General features: G+C 42.7%; 14 protein-coding genes. 3 read left to right on the forward strand and 11 right to left on the reverse strand.

All coding sequences use genetic code 11. The annotated features are described in order from the left end of the window. Positions 1–69: 69 nt before the first annotated feature. The 9 genes from DP114_RS33485 to DP114_RS33525 all read right to left on the reverse strand — a co-directional run bounded on the left by DP114_RS33485 (position 70) and on the right by DP114_RS33525 (position 11715). Entirely contained in the window at positions 70–1524 is a 1455-nt protein-coding gene (locus DP114_RS33485; RefSeq protein ID WP_169268346.1) for a hypothetical protein, read from the reverse strand. A gap of 25 nt (positions 1525–1549) precedes the next feature. Further along, positions 1550–2344, reverse strand: coding sequence for a hypothetical protein (locus DP114_RS33490; RefSeq protein WP_169268347.1), 795 nt, complete (start codon positions 2342–2344; stop codon positions 1550–1552). Beyond that, entirely contained in the window at positions 2341–4065 is a 1725-nt protein-coding gene (locus tag DP114_RS33495; RefSeq protein ID WP_169268348.1) for a TrbI/VirB10 family protein, read from the reverse strand. The genes DP114_RS33490 and DP114_RS33495 overlap by 4 nt, the downstream gene beginning before the upstream one ends. 251 nt (positions 4066–4316) lie before the next feature. Further along, entirely contained in the window at positions 4317–5171 is an 855-nt protein-coding gene (locus DP114_RS33500) for a hypothetical protein (protein ID WP_246163646.1), read from the reverse strand. 92 nt (positions 5172–5263) lie between these two features. Further along, complete coding sequence (locus DP114_RS33505) at positions 5264–6421, reverse strand: sulfite exporter TauE/SafE family protein (RefSeq protein ID WP_169268349.1); 1158 nt, start codon at positions 6419–6421, stop codon at positions 5264–5266. Positions 6422–6535: 114 nt separating this feature from the next. After that, entirely contained in the window at positions 6536–7282 is a 747-nt protein-coding gene (locus DP114_RS33510) for a hypothetical protein (protein ID WP_171978401.1), read from the reverse strand. A 173-nt stretch (positions 7283–7455) separates the two neighbouring features. Continuing rightward, complete coding sequence (locus tag DP114_RS33515; protein WP_171978402.1) at positions 7456–10395, reverse strand: hypothetical protein; 2940 nt, start codon at positions 10393–10395, stop codon at positions 7456–7458. A gap of 247 nt (positions 10396–10642) precedes the next feature. Next, positions 10643–10972: a hypothetical protein gene (locus DP114_RS33520; RefSeq protein ID WP_169268352.1), complete on the reverse strand. Its 330-nt coding sequence runs from the start codon at positions 10970–10972 to the stop codon at positions 10643–10645. A gap of 122 nt (positions 10973–11094) precedes the next feature. Beyond that, complete coding sequence (locus tag DP114_RS33525) at positions 11095–11715, reverse strand: hypothetical protein (RefSeq protein ID WP_169268353.1); 621 nt, start codon at positions 11713–11715, stop codon at positions 11095–11097. A 715-nt stretch (positions 11716–12430) separates the two neighbouring features. Between DP114_RS33525 and DP114_RS33530 the strand changes: the two genes are divergently transcribed. After that, positions 12431–13159, forward strand: coding sequence for an Rpn family recombination-promoting nuclease/putative transposase (locus tag DP114_RS33530; RefSeq protein WP_169268354.1), 729 nt, complete (start codon positions 12431–12433; stop codon positions 13157–13159). 138 nt (positions 13160–13297) lie between these two features. Here the strand turns inward: DP114_RS33530 and DP114_RS33535 are convergent, their stop codons facing one another. Both DP114_RS33535 and DP114_RS33540 read right to left on the reverse strand, forming a co-directional pair. Further along, positions 13298–13837, reverse strand: coding sequence for a DUF192 domain-containing protein (locus DP114_RS33535; RefSeq protein ID WP_171978403.1), 540 nt, complete (start codon positions 13835–13837; stop codon positions 13298–13300). 334 nt (positions 13838–14171) lie between these two features. Next, a complete protein-coding gene (locus DP114_RS33540; protein WP_169264094.1) occupies positions 14172–15809 on the reverse strand; it encodes an ATP-binding protein in 1638 nt (545 codons plus the stop codon). Between the two features lie 274 nt (positions 15810–16083). On the opposite strand from DP114_RS33540, the gene DP114_RS33545 reads away from it, so the two are divergent. Next, the gene (locus DP114_RS33545; protein WP_169264095.1) at positions 16084–16662 is read left to right on the forward strand and encodes a hypothetical protein; all 579 of its coding nucleotides are present in this window, start codon (positions 16084–16086) and stop codon (positions 16660–16662) included. A gap of 13 nt (positions 16663–16675) precedes the next feature. Next, a complete protein-coding gene (locus DP114_RS33550; protein WP_169264096.1) occupies positions 16676–17005 on the forward strand; it encodes a hypothetical protein in 330 nt (109 codons plus the stop codon). Positions 17006–17079: the final 74 nt, after the last annotated feature.

Consider the following 17079-nt stretch of genomic DNA (forward strand, 5'->3'; position numbering starts at 1 on the left):
GCTCCTCTCGACTCAAACCATGATATTGACAAAATTCTTACCCTTACGGAATGAATCAGCCCTGCTTCTTCATAGTGGTTTTTGAGGGACTTTGAGAGGTGTACCAAGGATAATGGTGTCCATCTCTTTATAGGTAAAAAAGGGAACCGGACCAATGAAGTAGGGACTGCATCCCAAGTCAACAAATCCGCCCCGCTTGCAGATACGGAAAAACATTGCGGTGGTGATGCTACCATCAGCTTCTTTAACGTCCCAGATAACTTGCTTGAAAGACTTGCCAAATGGATGGCGTCCGGTGGGTTCCTTTCCACCGTTGAGTTTACCTAAGATGCCAAATCCACCCTTAACCTTTTGGTCTTTGCCGGACATCCATTGTGAACCAGTAACAATATCACTTCCTGAAACCTCAATGTGACCGCATTTTTTCTCGCACGAAACATTAAACCCGTCTTGATAGCTACCAGAGATGGATTTCCACCGTCCGCCTTCAAGCGATCCAAGGGGTAAGTCTACCTTACCAATGAAGCTCATATCGGGAATTGGTAAACTAGAGAACTGGTCAAATGGTACATCTGCCAGTCCCGGAATCTTACCGATTGTGGTGTTTTGCCAGTTGTAGAAGTCTTTAAACTGTGCTTGTTGGATGCCGGGGATGCTGGTTAGTTTATACTTATCAAGCTGGACATACTTACCGAGTTCGGCTTCTGCAAGTTCAGGATAGTTATCGAGTACCTCACCAACAGTTTGGTAGTCTGCGCTTAAACCCGTAACTTTGGTGACTAGTTCTTGAATTGGCGGGATTGTTCCCACTTCTAAATCTTCAAACTTGGGAATTGCTTGTGCAAAATCTGCAAGTGTTTGCCATTTCAGTGTCTCAAAATCCGAGAGTTTGAGATTTTTGAGTTGAATACCTGTGATGTCAGCGATATCTTCAAGCGTGAAATCTTCAATCTTGAATTCAGTAGCCTCAAAATCGCCCAGTTCCATAACTTCCGCAAGGCTTTGTCCTGCACTCCAAGTACGCCTTTGCTTCATACCGGGGTTTTTGATATTGGGGAATTCGACGCTACCTGCGTCCCCAAACTTCATATTTTTGAACGTGATATTGCTCCAATCAGGAGTTGGTGCACCGTTGACGTATTTGGTAGCAACTGGCTGCGACTTTTTGGTTTCTTCTGTTTTATTTGTCGAAGTGTTCAAATTTGAATACTTCGTGAGTTCAACTGAAGGTTGCCCGGTTTTTTCCTCTAAGCCAGTGGCGGCTACAGCTTTCCCTTCAAATAGGAGACTACCGATATTATAGCTACCCCCAAACCGGATGAGTCCGTGTAAGGCAAGTCCTGCAGCAAGACCAACTACCATAAGGTAGCGTAGGGTATTTAGTTTCGAGATGCGATACTGAAGCGCTCGATTAGTTTTATTATTGTTGATTTCCTGACTGACAAGTGCTACTGGTACGATTGCAGTTACTTCGGTTACGGCTTCTGGGATTTGATAATTGGGAGTCAGGTTTTCGTTATCCATAATTACTTAAAATTATTGATTGAAATTATTGATTTAAAACAAAGTTTGTTTGAGTTGCAGAGGGGGTACTGCGTGGTGATGGTACTTCTAAGACGCGCTTACCACCTAGCAACATGAGTTTTTCAACCAACTGCATCGATACCCCAGCGGTGCTAGCAGCAGCAACAAGTTCCTCTCCTTGGGAGCATAACTCGATAAGTTGATTTAGCCGTTGCCAGAGTGTACTATCTGTAGTTACCCATTGCTTGGAGAGGGCAATCTGCATTCCCTTGGTGATATATTTGCTGTCAGATAAAGCTGTATAACTAACTTCTGGTCTTGTTTCTTGAGTCTTGCTTGGGGTATCGCCAACAATTTCAATTTGGCTGTACTGGGGTGCACCACTACCTGGTACAATCCGGAAGTGATAGCTTTTCAAAGTTGACCCGGATTCGGTAATGACCGTCATGTGCGCGCCGTAGGGGGCTTCTGGTAGACCAGGGATTTTGACTTTCTCGATGCGACGAATGTGAATCAATCCTGCCCCTGTACTACTACCAGAGCATCTGCCTAGCCCTTCAAGACATCCGTCAACGTCAAAAACAAACCTTGAGGGATCGTCCAGCCAGATTTTTTTGATAGTTTCTCCAGTACGGTAAAACGAAATAGATACCCCATGTCCGTTCCAAACTTTGACAGTTTGTAATTGGGCGGTTTCTCCTGACACATGTGATGCTGCAACTTGACGGATGGTATTTGCAAATACAGGTTTTAAGGGTGCAAATATGGACGCGCAGCAGAGGTGAATTAGACTAAAATAGATTATATATTTGAATTTCACAGCTTTAATGACCTATCGACTCTGATAGTGATTTTGGTGTTTTTAGGTACGTACCAAACATTGGGACGGCGATTGATTTCCTCAGTGGCGCGTTCAGTGCGTTTGCTGACTGTATCGCTCAACTTGCCAAAAAACCCTTGAACGAAAGCACCTTCAATGCTACGCTTGTTATTGCGAGTGCGAGTTCTTGTTCCACCTAGAGGTAAATCTTCTGTGACCTCTTCGGATTTATTGATAATTTCTCCAATTTTGGCGATACCAGCAATTGTTCCTAAAGTGGCATCGTATTTGGCAATTTCTGGTCCTTTATCTTTGTAAGGTCTGGCGATGAGGGGCGAACCTGCTTCTCCTAAGACTGATATTGTACCAGGTGATACTGGATACTCAGTTCCGTCCTTAAGGATAGTTGTTACCTCAGCATACACGCCTGATGAGTCATCGACTGCAAGCATTGTGATTGTGACTTGCGTACCTCTTGGAATGGCAATTTCGCCTGTATTGCTGTAAAGTGGTTCATCTAACTGGGCAACAAACCGTAGCGTATTTGTTTGTGCTTGCGAACGGTTGTTATTGTTATGACTTGTTTGAGGTAAAACCAGAGGAGTGACCAAGGTTGCATTTGCAAATGAACCAACAACCAAATACTGTGGTTTTCTCTCATAAAGAATTTGTGCTTCTTCGCTGAGGTAGTCATAACTCACATTTACAGCTTGGCTGCTTTCTTCATTATCTGCGTACTTTGGGCTATTACTTTCGATGGTAGGTTTCCAACGAGGACGTAATTCCTCAATCGTGTTATTGTTGGTTGTGTCAGTACTCTCGTTACGACGGCTGCGGCGACGGGAACGAGTAGTATTAACTTCTGCTGTGGATCTTATTTCTCCGGTTGTAGCAGTAACCTCTTTTGTACTCGTGCTTGTGCTTTCGGTTGTGCTGGGGAAAGCGGTGAGTGCATATTTAACCTGACCAACATTTCCCACGCTACGCAGCCGTTCAAGTTCGGCGAGTGGGTTCTTCGCGACGGTTTGGTTTTGGTTATTATTTACAGCTTTTGTCAGTAAGGAATGAGTGAGGTTAGAATGACTCACACGGGGGATTTTCGAGACGGGAGCAGTAGGACGTAAAGGTGGTATTGGTTGAGAGGCGATTTCTCTACGTCTTGGTTTCAACTCTGGTTCGGCTGCTGGTTCTCGATAGACACGTCTTCTTGGTGGAGGAGTTTCTTGAGTGACGACTTTTTGTTGTGTGGGGCGCGTTTCTGCTTTTGTTGGTTGTATCTTAGCTTCAGCTTTGCTTTCCTTCTCATCCTTCTTGCCATTGAGTGTATCAAGTTCTTCTTGTTGCTTGGCAAGGGCGAGTTTGGCGTAAACATCCCCATCTTTCTGTTCCGACGGGGTAGTAGTGGGACTAGGGGTAGGGGTAGCTTCTGGTTTTAAGCCAGTTTTACTACCGTTCATCATTCCGTTAAGGACAAGAAATACCAATAAAAACCCTACGCCAAATGCACCACCAATAATTCCTAATCTTGACCAAGGGGATGTGACAAAATCGTGTTTAGTTTTTATTAAAGCTGGGTCTTCGTCTCCTTCAAGTTCATCTTCTACTTCAGTACTATTCTCCTGATTCTCGTCTACTTCCTCATGTTTTTTCTCCTCACTATCGAATGGTAGAAAACTATCTACATCAGAAACATTATGATGATTTTCGTGTAACTGTAACATATAAGAATTCGGTTTGATTTGGTGAAATTACTTGCGTAGGGAGAAAACTCTTAACAGGAAAGAAGGCTCTTTGAGGTGTACCTAGCCTCGCAAAAATCTGCGGAGGAGTCCTATATAATTTTTTTAAAAACTAATTACCAAGAAAGGAGTCAGGAACCAGAATAAAATGCTGAATTCTTCTTCAATTCTTCTTACTCTCCTAAATCAGGACTTGCTGAATACTGAATTCTTCAATTCTTCTTCAATTCTTCTTACTCTCCTGACTCCTGACTCCTGAACGGCAGTCGCCCCAAGTCGGGAAACCCGCCCACGGCGCTGCCTCCTCCTGAATTCTTCTTCAAAAGATCGTAATCGATAATTTGAGTAATTTCTAGACCTGATTGTCTAGCAGAATAAATTTTTTCGTCGAGTTCAGTTGGATTGGCTGGTAGCTTGGGAGTATCGATAGCTGAGATGGTAATTGTTTTGTTGAAGGCAATCCCTTTTCCTGAGTTTCTCTCTCTATCAAAAGCTACTAGTGTCGCAATATAATCAACTTCCCATTTCCCATATTTTATTTTTCTGGGTTTGGATATATAGCGAGTAACAAGTGAAAATTGAGATTCGCCATTGAATACGCCATCAGGAACCATTTCAGCAATTCTTTTGAGAAAGCTTGCTCGAAAGTCTTGATTTTCAGATAGAGCAAATGCTGCTGACCATGCTCTAGTTGGAATTCTTTTTCTGTTATTTTTTGTCGTTTTTATTTCTACTCCCTTGTCAGGTTTGGTAACATTTTCGCCATTTTCATTGGCTTGGATTAGTCCATCCCAACCGAACATTTTCATCATACTATCCGAGACAAATCTTTTGATAGTTTCGTCATCACGTTCGTTGGGACCAACAAACTTAGCTATTGAGGTAGATCCATCTCGAAGTTGAACAACTGTCATACCTTTGACATAACGGTTTGTACCAGAACTTATTCCAAGATTTACCAATTGTAATAAGACAGATAGGATAGTTCCTCCTGCTGTTATGGTGATTGCCATGCCGATAGGTGTAGAGATAGATTGACCGTAACTGAGGAGGCGGGCTGGTTGAGATTTAGACTTAGATTTAAGCATAATTATTTGTTAATTACTATAAGAAGTTAGGAGTCAGAAGTCAGGAGGAGGCAGCGCCGTGGGCGGGTTTCCTCCTGACTCCTGCATTCTTATTAATTATTTTTGACCTTACCGATTTTGTTACCAATAAACTTGGTTGCATTCACAGCAACGGTAGCAGTTGTACTTGCTCCACCAGTGGCAATTCCTGCTGCAACTTCAGCCCCAAATGATGTTACCTGACTTAGTCCCGTCCAAACGGCTATTCCACCACCAGCGGCAAGAGCTGATGCAAGAATGGGTGATACCAACCCAACGAAAAGGAGAAATATCATAGGTTGGTTTTGTTCGGAATTAGCAATAAGCTGTCCGCACAAACCAATAATGATGTTGAAGCAAAGTTTCGCCATTCCAACTGAAAAATAACCAGTTAACCAAGCGAAAATGGGTTTAGCACCAAAGGGAAGTAGCGAACCACCGACTGCTAATGGACCAAGTAAAGCGGTTAAAAGCATTGTGAACTCGATTCCCCATTGGTAAGCATTGTTTAGAGCCAGAAGGATGACCGCAACAAACCCGGTTATCATCGAACCAATTGCACTGGTGATGGAGTTACCAATTTTTTCAGCAATTTGACCGGGGGAGAGGTTTTCGAGTGCGTCTTTAGCATCTGACAAACTTTTGAGGGGGTTAAATTCCCAGCTACCGCTGTCAGGGGCAACTCCATGAAATAATTTAGGTGCAGATGTTTTGAGTTCGGCTTCTGCTCGCTGCAAGCAGGCGATTGAATCAGTAGTGTTACCTGGAATTGAGCGACATCTTTCCATTGCTGCTCCGACTTGCTGTTGAAGGGCAATATTGCCAACGGCTCGGTTGAACGCTACTTCTAAATTTGCTCCAGCAGCGGTAAATTCGAGAATATCATTATTGACAGTATTAATATATCCTCGAATGGCGAGTGTTCCACTTCTAAGTAATGTGCCATTACTCGTTAGTAGCCCAACAACTATAATAGGCCATATCCAACTGGAGAGAGCTTTCATGTCCTCTTGATTTATCCAGTTTTTGCCCAATTCGACCATAAAAAGGGTGAGAGTAGCGATCGCGAAAAACTGACCAACTTTGCACATCGAGCCATACAAGTTACCGTTGAGGGTTTCTTGCCAAAGTTCGTTAAATCCTTCTGCTACCAGTTGCGCTCCACCAGCAGCATTTTCTAAAATGTCTTGTCCGAAAAATGGATCGGTGGCGATGATGAGATGTTCTAACATGGTGCTTTGATGACTTGGTGGCGAGAGGGTCATCTGGTGCAATAGAGAGGACACCCCTGTGGGCGAGTTTCTCGATTTGAAGTGAGTGTCCACATGACCATTGATTACAGCAAACTATTTACCAGCAGTGGTTTTGAGGGAGCTAAACCCGCTGATTTCCATGTATTGAGCGGTTATACCGTCCATTATTAGGTTTTGACGGCGGCGATCGCTTGCACCTTGTTCGGCGATTTGGGATAGCATAAGGTTAGTTTGCTGTACATCGTGCCTTTGTTGCAGTCCATCAGTACGGGACTGTCCTAACATTGAGACAATTTGGGCATTTTGGGCAGAAATAACCTTGAGGATATTCTGCGAAGCATCCATATCTTGAGCCTGGTTGGCAAGTTCTTGCACCTCAGTTACGGTTTGTTGCGTCTGAGAGATTTCTTTTTTGGTGCGTTCTTGACCTACTTTTCCCAAGACGCTTTCAACTGTAGCACGGGTGGTTTCGCGTTCCAGTTCGTTACCAGCAGCAACTGCACCCTCTACAGTATTGCTTTCGTTCCAGTTACCCGTCGCTTTGAGTTGATCTTTTAGTTTGTCTGCACTTTCTACAGGGTCTGGTAAACCCATAGTTCCGGTTGAGTTGTTGGTAGCAGTTTTTGCTTCCCCTTTCATCCCACCCCAGCTTTCATTTATCACTGCGGTAAGTTCGTTTTTGGTTTCTTCAAAATAGCTATTGAGTTCACCTAAAATCTCATTAAAAAAATCTTTCACTGAGAAGGCATAACTGGGGGCTGCACTTAGCAGAGTCACCAGACCAATCGCTGATCCAATTATGACTACTTTACTCGGTTTCAACTTTAACTTGATTTTCATACATTTGGTGGAGAAATTGTAAGAATTTAGGAGTCAGGAGTCAGGAGTCAGAATTCAGGAGAGTAAGAAGAAGAATTGAAGAAGAATTCAGCTATACAGCAGTCAGAATTCAGAAGAATAAGAAGAAGAATTCAGCTATTTCGTAAGTCAGTATTTAGGAGAGTAAGAAGAATTCAGTATATGCGCGTAGGGCACGCTGCGCGAACAGCATTTTCTTCTGACTCCTGACTTCTGAACGGCAGTTGCTTTATGCCGGGGAACCCGTCCACCGCACTGCCTCCTCCTGACTTCTCCTTCAATTGCTTTTGGTTATTCTTATCAAGTAGTTCTTTCGCTTCTTCACTTAACTCATTTCCTCGAATCATCTGTACATAAGCCTCAGAAAATCTCACCATTCCAAGCATTGGATTATTGGCATATTTGTTGAGGAATAAAGTACGCAGTTCTTGCTCGTTTGGGTTGTTTGCTACTGCTGCAAGTAAGCAATAAGCAGGATAATAACGACAGAAAGTCAGTTTGCCATTATCATCAAGTAACCATTGTGAGTAAATACTTTCCCGTTTTGGGAAAAAAGCTTCGGTACTATTGCGTGAGATAATTTCTGATGGGTATTTAAATCGGTTAACAAACGGGTCTACTGCAGATGTTTGGATTCTCCCGATGAGTCGTGTGGTAATGTTAGCGAATATTTTGGGAGCTGATTTACTTTGAAATATACTTTCTGGCTCTTGTGCTGATAAAATAACACGTATACCAGCTTTTGCACCGTTGGCGCAGAGCCTTCCAATAAGTTCGGCAATTGACTCAAAAGAAAAGAGAATCGGTGCTTCATCAAGAAAGAAGATACTTGCTTTAGATGATAGGGCACGACGCAAGGCAGCTGCATAAGCGCTGAGTGCGAGGACTGCTGCATCTGCTTCTGAAGAAAGTGAACGCAGTGCAAATACGAGTAGTCTGGCATCAGTTTTAAAGCTAGATGGATTAGCAATTGATTGACCTACTCGTGAATTTAACCAAAACTTTAGTCGCAATCTAATGTGGTCTAATGCATCAAGTATTTCTTTACTATTATTAGCAATGGAATCAAGCTTAATAAATCCCGGTGAGCAGTAATTGTAAAAATCTTTAAGAGTTGGTATATCTGCCCATTCTGTTGTGACTACTCCATTTTCTAGGGCGAGTTTATACCGAAGCTTGATATCATCATCATTAAAGAATGTTTCAATTGCAATTGTAATAATACTCTCGATATTTGATATCATTGTGGGACTGACTCCTATCGGGTTTGTCCCTAGTACCATTGTCAGGAGCGTTGATTTCAAAAAATCCTTGAAATCAGTCATGCGCTCCTTAATAACTTCAGGTTCATACCCCCTCAAATCGGGTAATTCAAATAAATTGTTTGATTCTTTGCTAATATCAAAATACGCCCCTTCTGTTCCTATGAATTTGGTATAATCGGTAAATGTGGAACTCCCATCAGGTTTGGGATAGTCCAGGGCGATAACGGGGATACCTTGCGCCAAAGCTGGTGTTAATAATCCTGCTACTAGTACAGACTTACCAGTACGGGTAGTACCAAATACAGCTAAGTTTTTATGTTGGTTGTACAAGTCAAGATGTACCGGAGTTCCTCCCTCTTCGGCGATTAGCTCAAATCCAGATTTATCTGCTGAAGCGGTTCGCACTAAAGGCATGAGTCCTGGTACTTCACAGGAGAAATAAGGAAGACGACGGTTGAAGGGTTTAGTAAGTAAATTCTCCCAAACAATAGGTAGACATTGCAACCAAGTCTTCCAGGTATATTCGATTTCTCTATCGACAACAGCAGGACGTAAAAAGCAGCTAGATAGATATTGGCAAGCTTCATCTAGTGCAGTGCGACTATGACGATGCATACAGAAGACAACGGCGGTATGAATTGGGATTGACCCTTTTAAGATAGTTTCTTGTGCTTTGACTGCCTCCTCAATATTCATATTTGACTTAACATCAATTGACCCCTTTTGAGAAGACATCGCAGAAGAGGTGATTGACTGTTTGGTAATTCGTTGCAGAGCAGTTTTTGCTAGTCCTTGATTGGCTTTAGATAGCTGACAAATAATCTCGGTATCGGAGATTTTTTCTTTAGATATAACTTCCCAGAGGTATCGAAGCTGCGCATATTCATCAACCCATCCTTGGGGTTTTTCGCTAAATTGGAGAACGCCAATATACTTATCTTGGAGTTTTACCCAAGCGCGATCAAGAAAAGGAACAGATTTCTCATTTTCCAGCATCAGGTGACGAATGTGAAAGTCGCTGGTTTGAACTTCTCGAAGTCCCTCTTCATCTAAAATTAGGGGGCTGGGAATCGAATGTGCATCGCTCTTGTTAAACTGGTTCCAGAGAACTGACCATATTTCCTCACTTGTCAGCGCTTGTACCGAAAGTCCCATTGAGTTAGTAAAAAGTTGCTCCCACCGTTGGAACCCAGAGGTAAAACTATCCTGTAGAATTGTTTCAATTCGTTCTTGCCTGATACCGTGAATTTGACCAGTAAACTGAAACCATGCTTTCTGCAACTGCTTAATAGTTTTTTCAATTGCATCATGAGAGCGACTATCTTCAGAAGCAAGGACGCTATAGGTACACCAGAAGCGCAAAAACTTATTTTTGCGGACTCCTGCTTGAGTAAGTTCTCTAGCACGCAGGCGTTCTGAACGTATCAGTAGTGTTAATTGTTCTAAGTCGCACTTTTGTTCAACTCCTTTTAGTTCCTGTTGACGAAGGAAGTCATCGGTAAATGAGCCAAGGTGAATAGTTAAGGTTTCGCGTTCGGGTAATTCCTTGAGTCCGCCCTCAATATTTTCAAAAATGGGAATAATTTGTTCAGAGGGTAGCGATGGATGAATTCCTTGGACGTCGAAGCAGAATTTGATTTGGATGTCTTGTTTTTTCTGAAGAATAAGTGCGCCTAATCTGTTGCGACCAGCAAGTGAGATACTTGCAATCCCAGCTAGGTGGGTAATGTCCTCAAACGGCGTGAGGTTTTTGACAACGCCTAATTGTTCTATGTCTAAGGACTTTCTGCCAATCTTATCCTTTTGTTTCGTTGAGGCGGTCGAACTCATAATGTGTGGTTGCGTGCGTTAATTTTTCTTAACTTGGAAAGGGAACTCTTAACAGCGAACGCTTAACAGCGAATAGGGAATAGGGAATGGGGAACGCTTAACAGTGAAGAAGCGAAAGAACTATTGAACAGGGGGTAGGGTGTAAGGGTGTGCAAAAAATAACTCTCTCTTTCCTCCCTACTCCCCCTGCTTCCCCTGCTTCCCCTGCCTCCCCTGCTCCCCCTACTCCCCCTGCTCCCCCTGCTCCCTACACCCTGCGCTTTTTCCTGAATTTTGGTTCCTGGGGAGGATGAACAAGCGAGACAAATGGTTTGTAGCCACGAATGATGCGGGGTGTGCCGATAAATTTACCGAAGAAGGCTTGATTTGAAGAGACTGTCCACCAGGTTGCCCATCCCCAAGCGATCGCTATACCAGTTGCTAACCATGATTGTTGCATAAATCCTTTGACAACCATGTACCCAATGAGTGCGATCGCACTCCAGGGAATTATTTGGTCGGCGCTCAATGGTCCGAAGCGCGGCTGTTTTCCAAGGATGTGGTTGACAGTACGGAATTCGCGTCGTGGTTTGTCCATTTTTACCAAGAAAGCACTCGTGACGTCAGTCGTCAGAAGTTAGAATAAAATAGTGAGTTCTTCTTTAATTCTTCTTATTCTCCTGAATACTAAATCAGGACTTGCTGAGTTCTTTTCATTTATTAACCGCCAGTACCACCACCGACGACTAATGCAGCAAGAATGTCACCAACAACAACAGTTATAGCCACGATAATTGGTGTTCTAGCAATGGTTTGCCAGTCTTCATCATTGCGGGCAGCTTGCACAACCCGTACTAGACCGATACCCAGGTAAATGAGGAACAAACCTCGTAATACAGCAAAAATAAAACCGATAACTTTGGCGTCAATTCCGGGAAAGTAGGAGGCGTTTTTGAAAAATGTTTCTGCGTTATTCATAAACTGTGCGTTGGCTGGTGCAACAGCAAAGTCGAGTAGAAAAATCGTGCTAACAATTCCAAACAGTATTGTGTAAATGTTGATGCCATACCTGCGCTGCAATTTATCAATATTGGCAAGTAGACTGTTTGCTTCTTTTGGCAGTAGGGCAACTCCTGCAGTTAAAAATGCCAAACTTGCTATCACCATATTGTGAATCGAGATATCTACAATCATTAACCCAGTTCCCACTACCATTAATGCAGCAATTGTGCCATTTTCTTTCCAATTACGCTTGCGGCGAACAGGAGCAGGATATCCATATTCTTCTTCATAGCTCTTAACGCGGTCATTATCAAATTCGGATTCGTAGTGTGTTCTCATAAAAAAGTAGATGATTTTGATTGAAGAGTGAATGAAACTTTGTAGGAGTCATCAAGAAGTGAGTGACCAGTCCTGAGTCCTTGCTCCAACTTCTCGTTTGTAAACCTATTTTATGAGGGTTCTATCCGTCAAAGCATCTAATAATTTTCTAGTTTCAGACACTATTTTTTCGGAAAGTTTGTTAGTTAAAAATTATCAGATTTTTGATTGACAAATTCCAATATTTAAATCAGTAACTTTTTTCGTAATGTTTGACCTGAGGTACTCACCATAGTTCAGAGTTGTATAGGCAAATAAATATAGTTAACAGTTTCTTGTGTGAAAATTCCTTCCGAAGCCGAGGTATTTAGGGGAAACCGTGGTCGCGTAGCAAGACTGTTTTGAGCTATATTGCCCATAAGTCTTTCAAAGATGGACGGTGTTGAACATACTTTGTTGTAAGCGACAGCGAGTGGAGGTCTGTTTTGAAAATAGGAACCGGCGAAAGTTGATTCTCATGCTTGGTTGTGGGTGATAAACCGGAGGGCGTAATACGGGTGGATCGCCCGTGAGATTTGTTGGCAAATTAATAGGGTGTGTTAGCCGTCTGGTGATTTGCTAAACTCAGGAGTAAAAATAGTAAGAGCAAAAACAAAAGTGAACCGGAGACGTTTGTGAGACGAGATGCCATTTTCAAGCGCTTTTCAAGCGTTCCCCTGGATTACTTTTTGAATTAGTGGAGCAACCGCCACCGGATGCTAGGAACTACCGCTTTGAGTCGGTTGAAGTGAAGGAACCGACGTTCCGGATTGATGGCGTATTCTTACCACCACCTAATGCTTCGCCTCAAATTGTCTTCTTTGCAGAAGTGCAATTTCAAAAGGATGAGTTGCTCTACCATCGCTTCTTCTCAGAGTCTCTGCTGTACCTGTATCGCAATCCCGCGCTCTACGATGACTGGTACGGGATTATCATCTTCCAGTCTCGCAGCTTAGAACCAGAAAACACCGCGATACATCGCTCGCTCCTTGCTGGTTCACAGGTGCGACGGATTTATCTTGATGAGTTGGGCAACCCAGATAAACAGCCTGTGGGGATTAGCCTGATGCAGTTGACCATCGCCCCCGAAGCTCAGATGGTTAATCAGGCAAGACGGTTGATTGAGCGGGTGCGGGTGGAGGAGACTGCTAACCCATTCAAGGACGAGATAATAGAGGTGATCACTACAATCGCCGTTTACAAGTTTGCCAATCTAAGCCGCGAGGAGGTCGAAGCAATGTTAGGAGTTAATCTAGAAGAAACTAGAGTTTACCAGGAAGCCAAGGAAGAGGGACGACATGAAGTGAAGCTGGAGCTGGTGCCCCGGATGCTGACGCGTGGTATGACAATCGAAGAGATTGCTGAGTTACTTAACTTAACAATCTCACAAGTGCAACGAGCGGCTCAACAAGAATCCCAAGATTGACGCTCTCATTTATGGATTGACAAAAATAAAAGTGTATTTGGCCACTATCTTTAAGCAAAGTAAAATCCCTAAAGACCATGATCTTTAGGGATTGAATGCCTGATATTTACTAATATGTTGTTTGATTAGGAGTTGAGGCTATTTAAGATTGATTTTGAGAAATCCTCCATTATTTAACCCTAAAGAATCTACACTACCAGCAGGTAATTCGATGACTTGGTTTACAGGGTACACTGAATTGTATTTAGGACATTCCTGAGTTGTACAGGGTGGTACATTCCTGACGATATGTTTAATTTCTCCACTTTTAAGAAATATCATATCTAGGGGAATGTGAGTATCCTTCATCCACAAGCTAATTGGTTCTGATTTGTTGATAACAAATAGCATCCCGTGGTTGTTCGGTATTGACTTGCGGAATTTGAGTCCTTTGGATAGTTCTTGGGCAACTCTAGCTACCTCTAGTGTGATAGTTTGGTTATTACTAGTAAAGGTTGCACCAATAGGTAGATACTGGGGTTGATGATTCCAAAAGTAGAGTGATAGGGGTGAGAGGGCAGCAGTAAAACCAGCAATTGGTCCAACGACAAAGAGAATTTTGAAGAATAGGCTTTTTGGTGAAGTTTGTGCGCCTTTTGTTTGAATTATTCTTTGAGTGGTTGGTCTTGTGACTTTCATAATTTTAGATAAGTAAAGTGATAAGGTGGTTAAAGAGCGTGAACAGTGAACAGTGACCAGTGACCAGTAAACAGTGAACAGTGAACAGTAAACAGTAAACAGTGAAGGAGTCAGGAGGAGCCAGCACTGCGGGAGGGTCTCCCTCCGTAGGTGTCTGGCGTTCAGAAGTCAGGAGGAGCCAGTGCGGTGGACGGGTCTCCCGGCATAAAGCACCTGGCGTTCAGAAGTCGCAGTTCTTTATTTCTTCCTTCTGAATACTGAATTCAGAATTGCTGAATTCTTCTTCAAACTGATAACTGATAACTGATAACTGATAACTGATTTCTGACGTTTGCTAGCTGAAAATATTGATGTTTCCAACAGCAAACTTACTTTCATCTCGCAGGCTACTAGGTAAAGCTTGTTGGTCAGCTTTATTACGCATCGACTCGACTCTATCGGCTTCGCGGATAGCAAGCGGGTTGATTTGGCGGCGTTCTTCAAGCAGCGCTTCAATGGTTAATTCTAGGGGTGGGAGTTCTGAGGATGTGTAGGTATCTTCTGCTGTCATCGTGCAAAAAATACTAAAAGCAGCACGCTCAACAATCGTCTGGATTTCAGATCCTACGCAACGGTTAGTCGCTTTCAGGATACGCCGCCATTCGTCCTCGCTCCAGGGGTCGTTACTATTGCGGAAGCGCTTGTCAAATCGGGCGGCATGAAGCTTAAATATTGTATGTCTTTCCCCATTGTTGGGTAGGTCTACCTTAAATAAATAGTCAAACCGTCCAGCGCGGGTGAGTTCGGGTGGTAACCATTCCATCCGGTTAACCGACGCGATGACCAGTACGTCTGATGTGCGCTCTTGCATCCAAGTCAACAACTGACCCGCAAGCCGTTTGGCCAGGTCGTCATCCCCAGCGAAGCCTTTATCGAAGTCGTCAAAATACAAAATTACTTGGTTAAGCCTATCTACCAGTCGCAATAAGCGTTTGAGTTTAACTTCTGCTTGATTACCAAAACTTCTAAAGTTACCCCAATCGACCATGATGAGGGGAATCCCCATATTTTGAGAACAGGCTTTTGCTGAGTGTGATTTTCCCGTTCCTGGTGGTCCTACGAGCATGATACCCTTGGGTACACGCAGATTGTATTGTTTGGCACGCGGGGTGAGCAATCGCTTGAACTTTTTGAAGGATTCCTGCATGAGTTCTAATCCCCCAAGTTGCACTTTTGGTGGAGGTAAAAACTCTATATCATACAAGCGGTTGAGCAATTGAATTTTTCTTGATAGTAGAAGTTTAGCTATCTCGCTGGAATTTCCGGTAGGGTGAGTTTTTTCAATATCTTTGAAGCAAGAAATAATATCAGAAATATACAATCCAGCACTACTATATGCAATTTCCAACCAGTCTTGGTCTGTATATGTTGAAGGGAGAATTTTACTATTAATTAAATTGTCAATAATTTCTTGTGTATCTGGCAGTTCTTGTGTCCATAAAGGAATAATAGCCGCCATTTCGCTTGTTATCTCGGCGTGGTGTCCTAGTAATATAGTAGTTTTCCCGCTATCTTGGTTGGAATGCTTGAGGTTAATTAGGGACGACTTAATCCATGACGATACAATCAAAAAATCGGCTGATTGATTGTTATTTTCTTTTATCCAAGGGAAGATATTCTCAACAATTAATATCCCGATTTCAGAATAACCCTTCCAAAAATTGAGTACTTGAAAATAGTCTTCTTTATTTTGTTTGACGGTTGGTTTATAGTCATTGAACTCTCGCAGAATGAGATTTTCTTTCACGCCGACAGCTAGTTCCTTAATACTGGACTCATTGAGATTCCATATGTAAGCTTTATTACCTGTATTTTGACAGTAAGCAGCGATACGGGTGAGGAGGCGGTGACGTTCTTGGAGGGGGGATTCGCAGGCGATGACGGGATAATTATTGGCAAGAAGGTCTTCTAGACAATTAAAGCTGGATTTCATTTAGTGTTGCTTGTAGCTTCTTAGAAGCAATCCTAACTAGAAGGGATGGAATTGGCAGCTGATAATTTTCTAATTTTTGGATGAAAAACATTAGAAAAAAGTTAGTTGATTTTCAGTATTTTGTTGATTGAATTGCTGGTTGTGAATGTAGATAATTGCGAAGAGTTCTCCTGAATCCTTACGTTTTTCGTTTTTCAAAAAATCAATATGAAGATTTTACAATCTGACTGTAACAACTCATCTGAGCCATGTGGTATGAGGAGTTAGTGCAGCTATGGCAAAGACACCAGAATATCCAATTGTTGTTATCCCAGAGTTAGTTAAAGAGAAAAAACAGTTTACTCCTTTAGTTTTTCCGGACGGACAGGGAGATGCACCAATCGGTGCGAGTGAAGGGTTGTTTGAAAATGTTCTCAAACATTATTTCGGTGAGATTGTTTTCCCACAACAAGTGATGCTTCCTCCAGGACATCAGTTAGCATATACGGCTGATTTTCTTATTGTCGAGCCTAATACGCGCTTACACATAGACCTCGAAGTAGACGAACCTATCTCATTTGCGACTGGGAAGCCTACCCACTGCATTGGTGAGGACGACTATAGAAACAAGTGTTTTGTTGATGCAAACTGGCTAGTTATTCGGTTTGCAGAGGAACAAGTCTCGTCTCAACCAGAACGCTGCGCTCGGTTTATCGCTGGTGCTCTAGCACAACTAACGGGTAACGATACTTATCGTCGTCAACTACTGAATGTAGAGAAGGTTACTCCTATGAAGCAGTGGTCATACCGTCAGGCATCGAGTTTGAAGAAAAAAGATTACCGCCAGGGTTACCTGCAAGAGAGAAAGAATTAGGAGATTTGTCAAGATGAGTAAGTGTACTACATATTACATTCAAGCCCAGCAAATAGACCAACTTGTCGAGTATTTTGGCACAACACTAGAAAAACTTACCCCGGTTGATAAGCTGGCATTGCGGGCAACATTAGCATATTGGCTGTTTCACTTAGAAGTGGCTGATTTAAGTGAGTATACTTTAAATCATGCTTTAGAAGATACAATGCAGGGATACTCAGAAGACTGCCAAGTTAACCTAAAAAAGGCAATTGCAATTTTAGAGGGTATTGGGAGAGGCGAAGCAGAGGGACTAATCGAAGCTCTTACAGATCAACTGCGTTGGCGTAATACAGGATACTAACCTTCTCTGCCTATACCGAAATTAGTTTAAGTTCCCTTAATCGTTCTTGGAGATTCACTACTTCAACCTCCCAG

The sequence above is a fragment of the Brasilonema sennae CENA114 genome (assembly GCF_006968745.1).
Lineage (GTDB): Bacteria > Cyanobacteriota > Cyanobacteriia > Cyanobacteriales > Nostocaceae > Brasilonema > Brasilonema sennae.

Bases quoted from the DNA above. Each gene is read 5' to 3' on its own strand.
- DP114_RS33485 (WP_169268346.1), bottom strand. From the start codon at position 1,524: ATGGATAACGAAAACCTGACTCCCAATTATCAAATCCCAGAAGCCGTA.
- DP114_RS33495 (WP_169268348.1), bottom strand. From the start codon at position 4,065: ATGTTACAGTTACACGAAAATCATCATAATGTTTCTGATGTAGATAGT.
- DP114_RS33500 (WP_246163646.1), bottom strand. From the start codon at position 5,171: ATGCTTAAATCTAAGTCTAAATCTCAACCAGCCCGCCTCCTCAGTTAC.
- DP114_RS33505 (WP_169268349.1), bottom strand. From the start codon at position 6,421: ATGTTAGAACATCTCATCATCGCCACCGATCCATTTTTCGGACAAGAC.
- DP114_RS33510 (WP_171978401.1), bottom strand. From the start codon at position 7,282: ATGAAAATCAAGTTAAAGTTGAAACCGAGTAAAGTAGTCATAATTGGA.
- DP114_RS33515 (WP_171978402.1), bottom strand. From the start codon at position 10,395: ATGAGTTCGACCGCCTCAACGAAACAAAAGGATAAGATTGGCAGAAAG.
- DP114_RS33520 (WP_169268352.1), bottom strand. From the start codon at position 10,972: ATGGACAAACCACGACGCGAATTCCGTACTGTCAACCACATCCTTGGA.
- DP114_RS33525 (WP_169268353.1), bottom strand. From the start codon at position 11,715: ATGAGAACACACTACGAATCCGAATTTGATAATGACCGCGTTAAGAGC.
- DP114_RS33535 (WP_171978403.1), bottom strand. From the start codon at position 13,837: ATGAAAGTCACAAGACCAACCACTCAAAGAATAATTCAAACAAAAGGC.
- DP114_RS33540 (WP_169264094.1), bottom strand. From the start codon at position 15,809: ATGAAATCCAGCTTTAATTGTCTAGAAGACCTTCTTGCCAATAATTAT.
- DP114_RS33545 (WP_169264095.1), top strand. From the start codon at position 16,084: ATGGCAAAGACACCAGAATATCCAATTGTTGTTATCCCAGAGTTAGTT.
- DP114_RS33550 (WP_169264096.1), top strand. From the start codon at position 16,676: ATGAGTAAGTGTACTACATATTACATTCAAGCCCAGCAAATAGACCAA.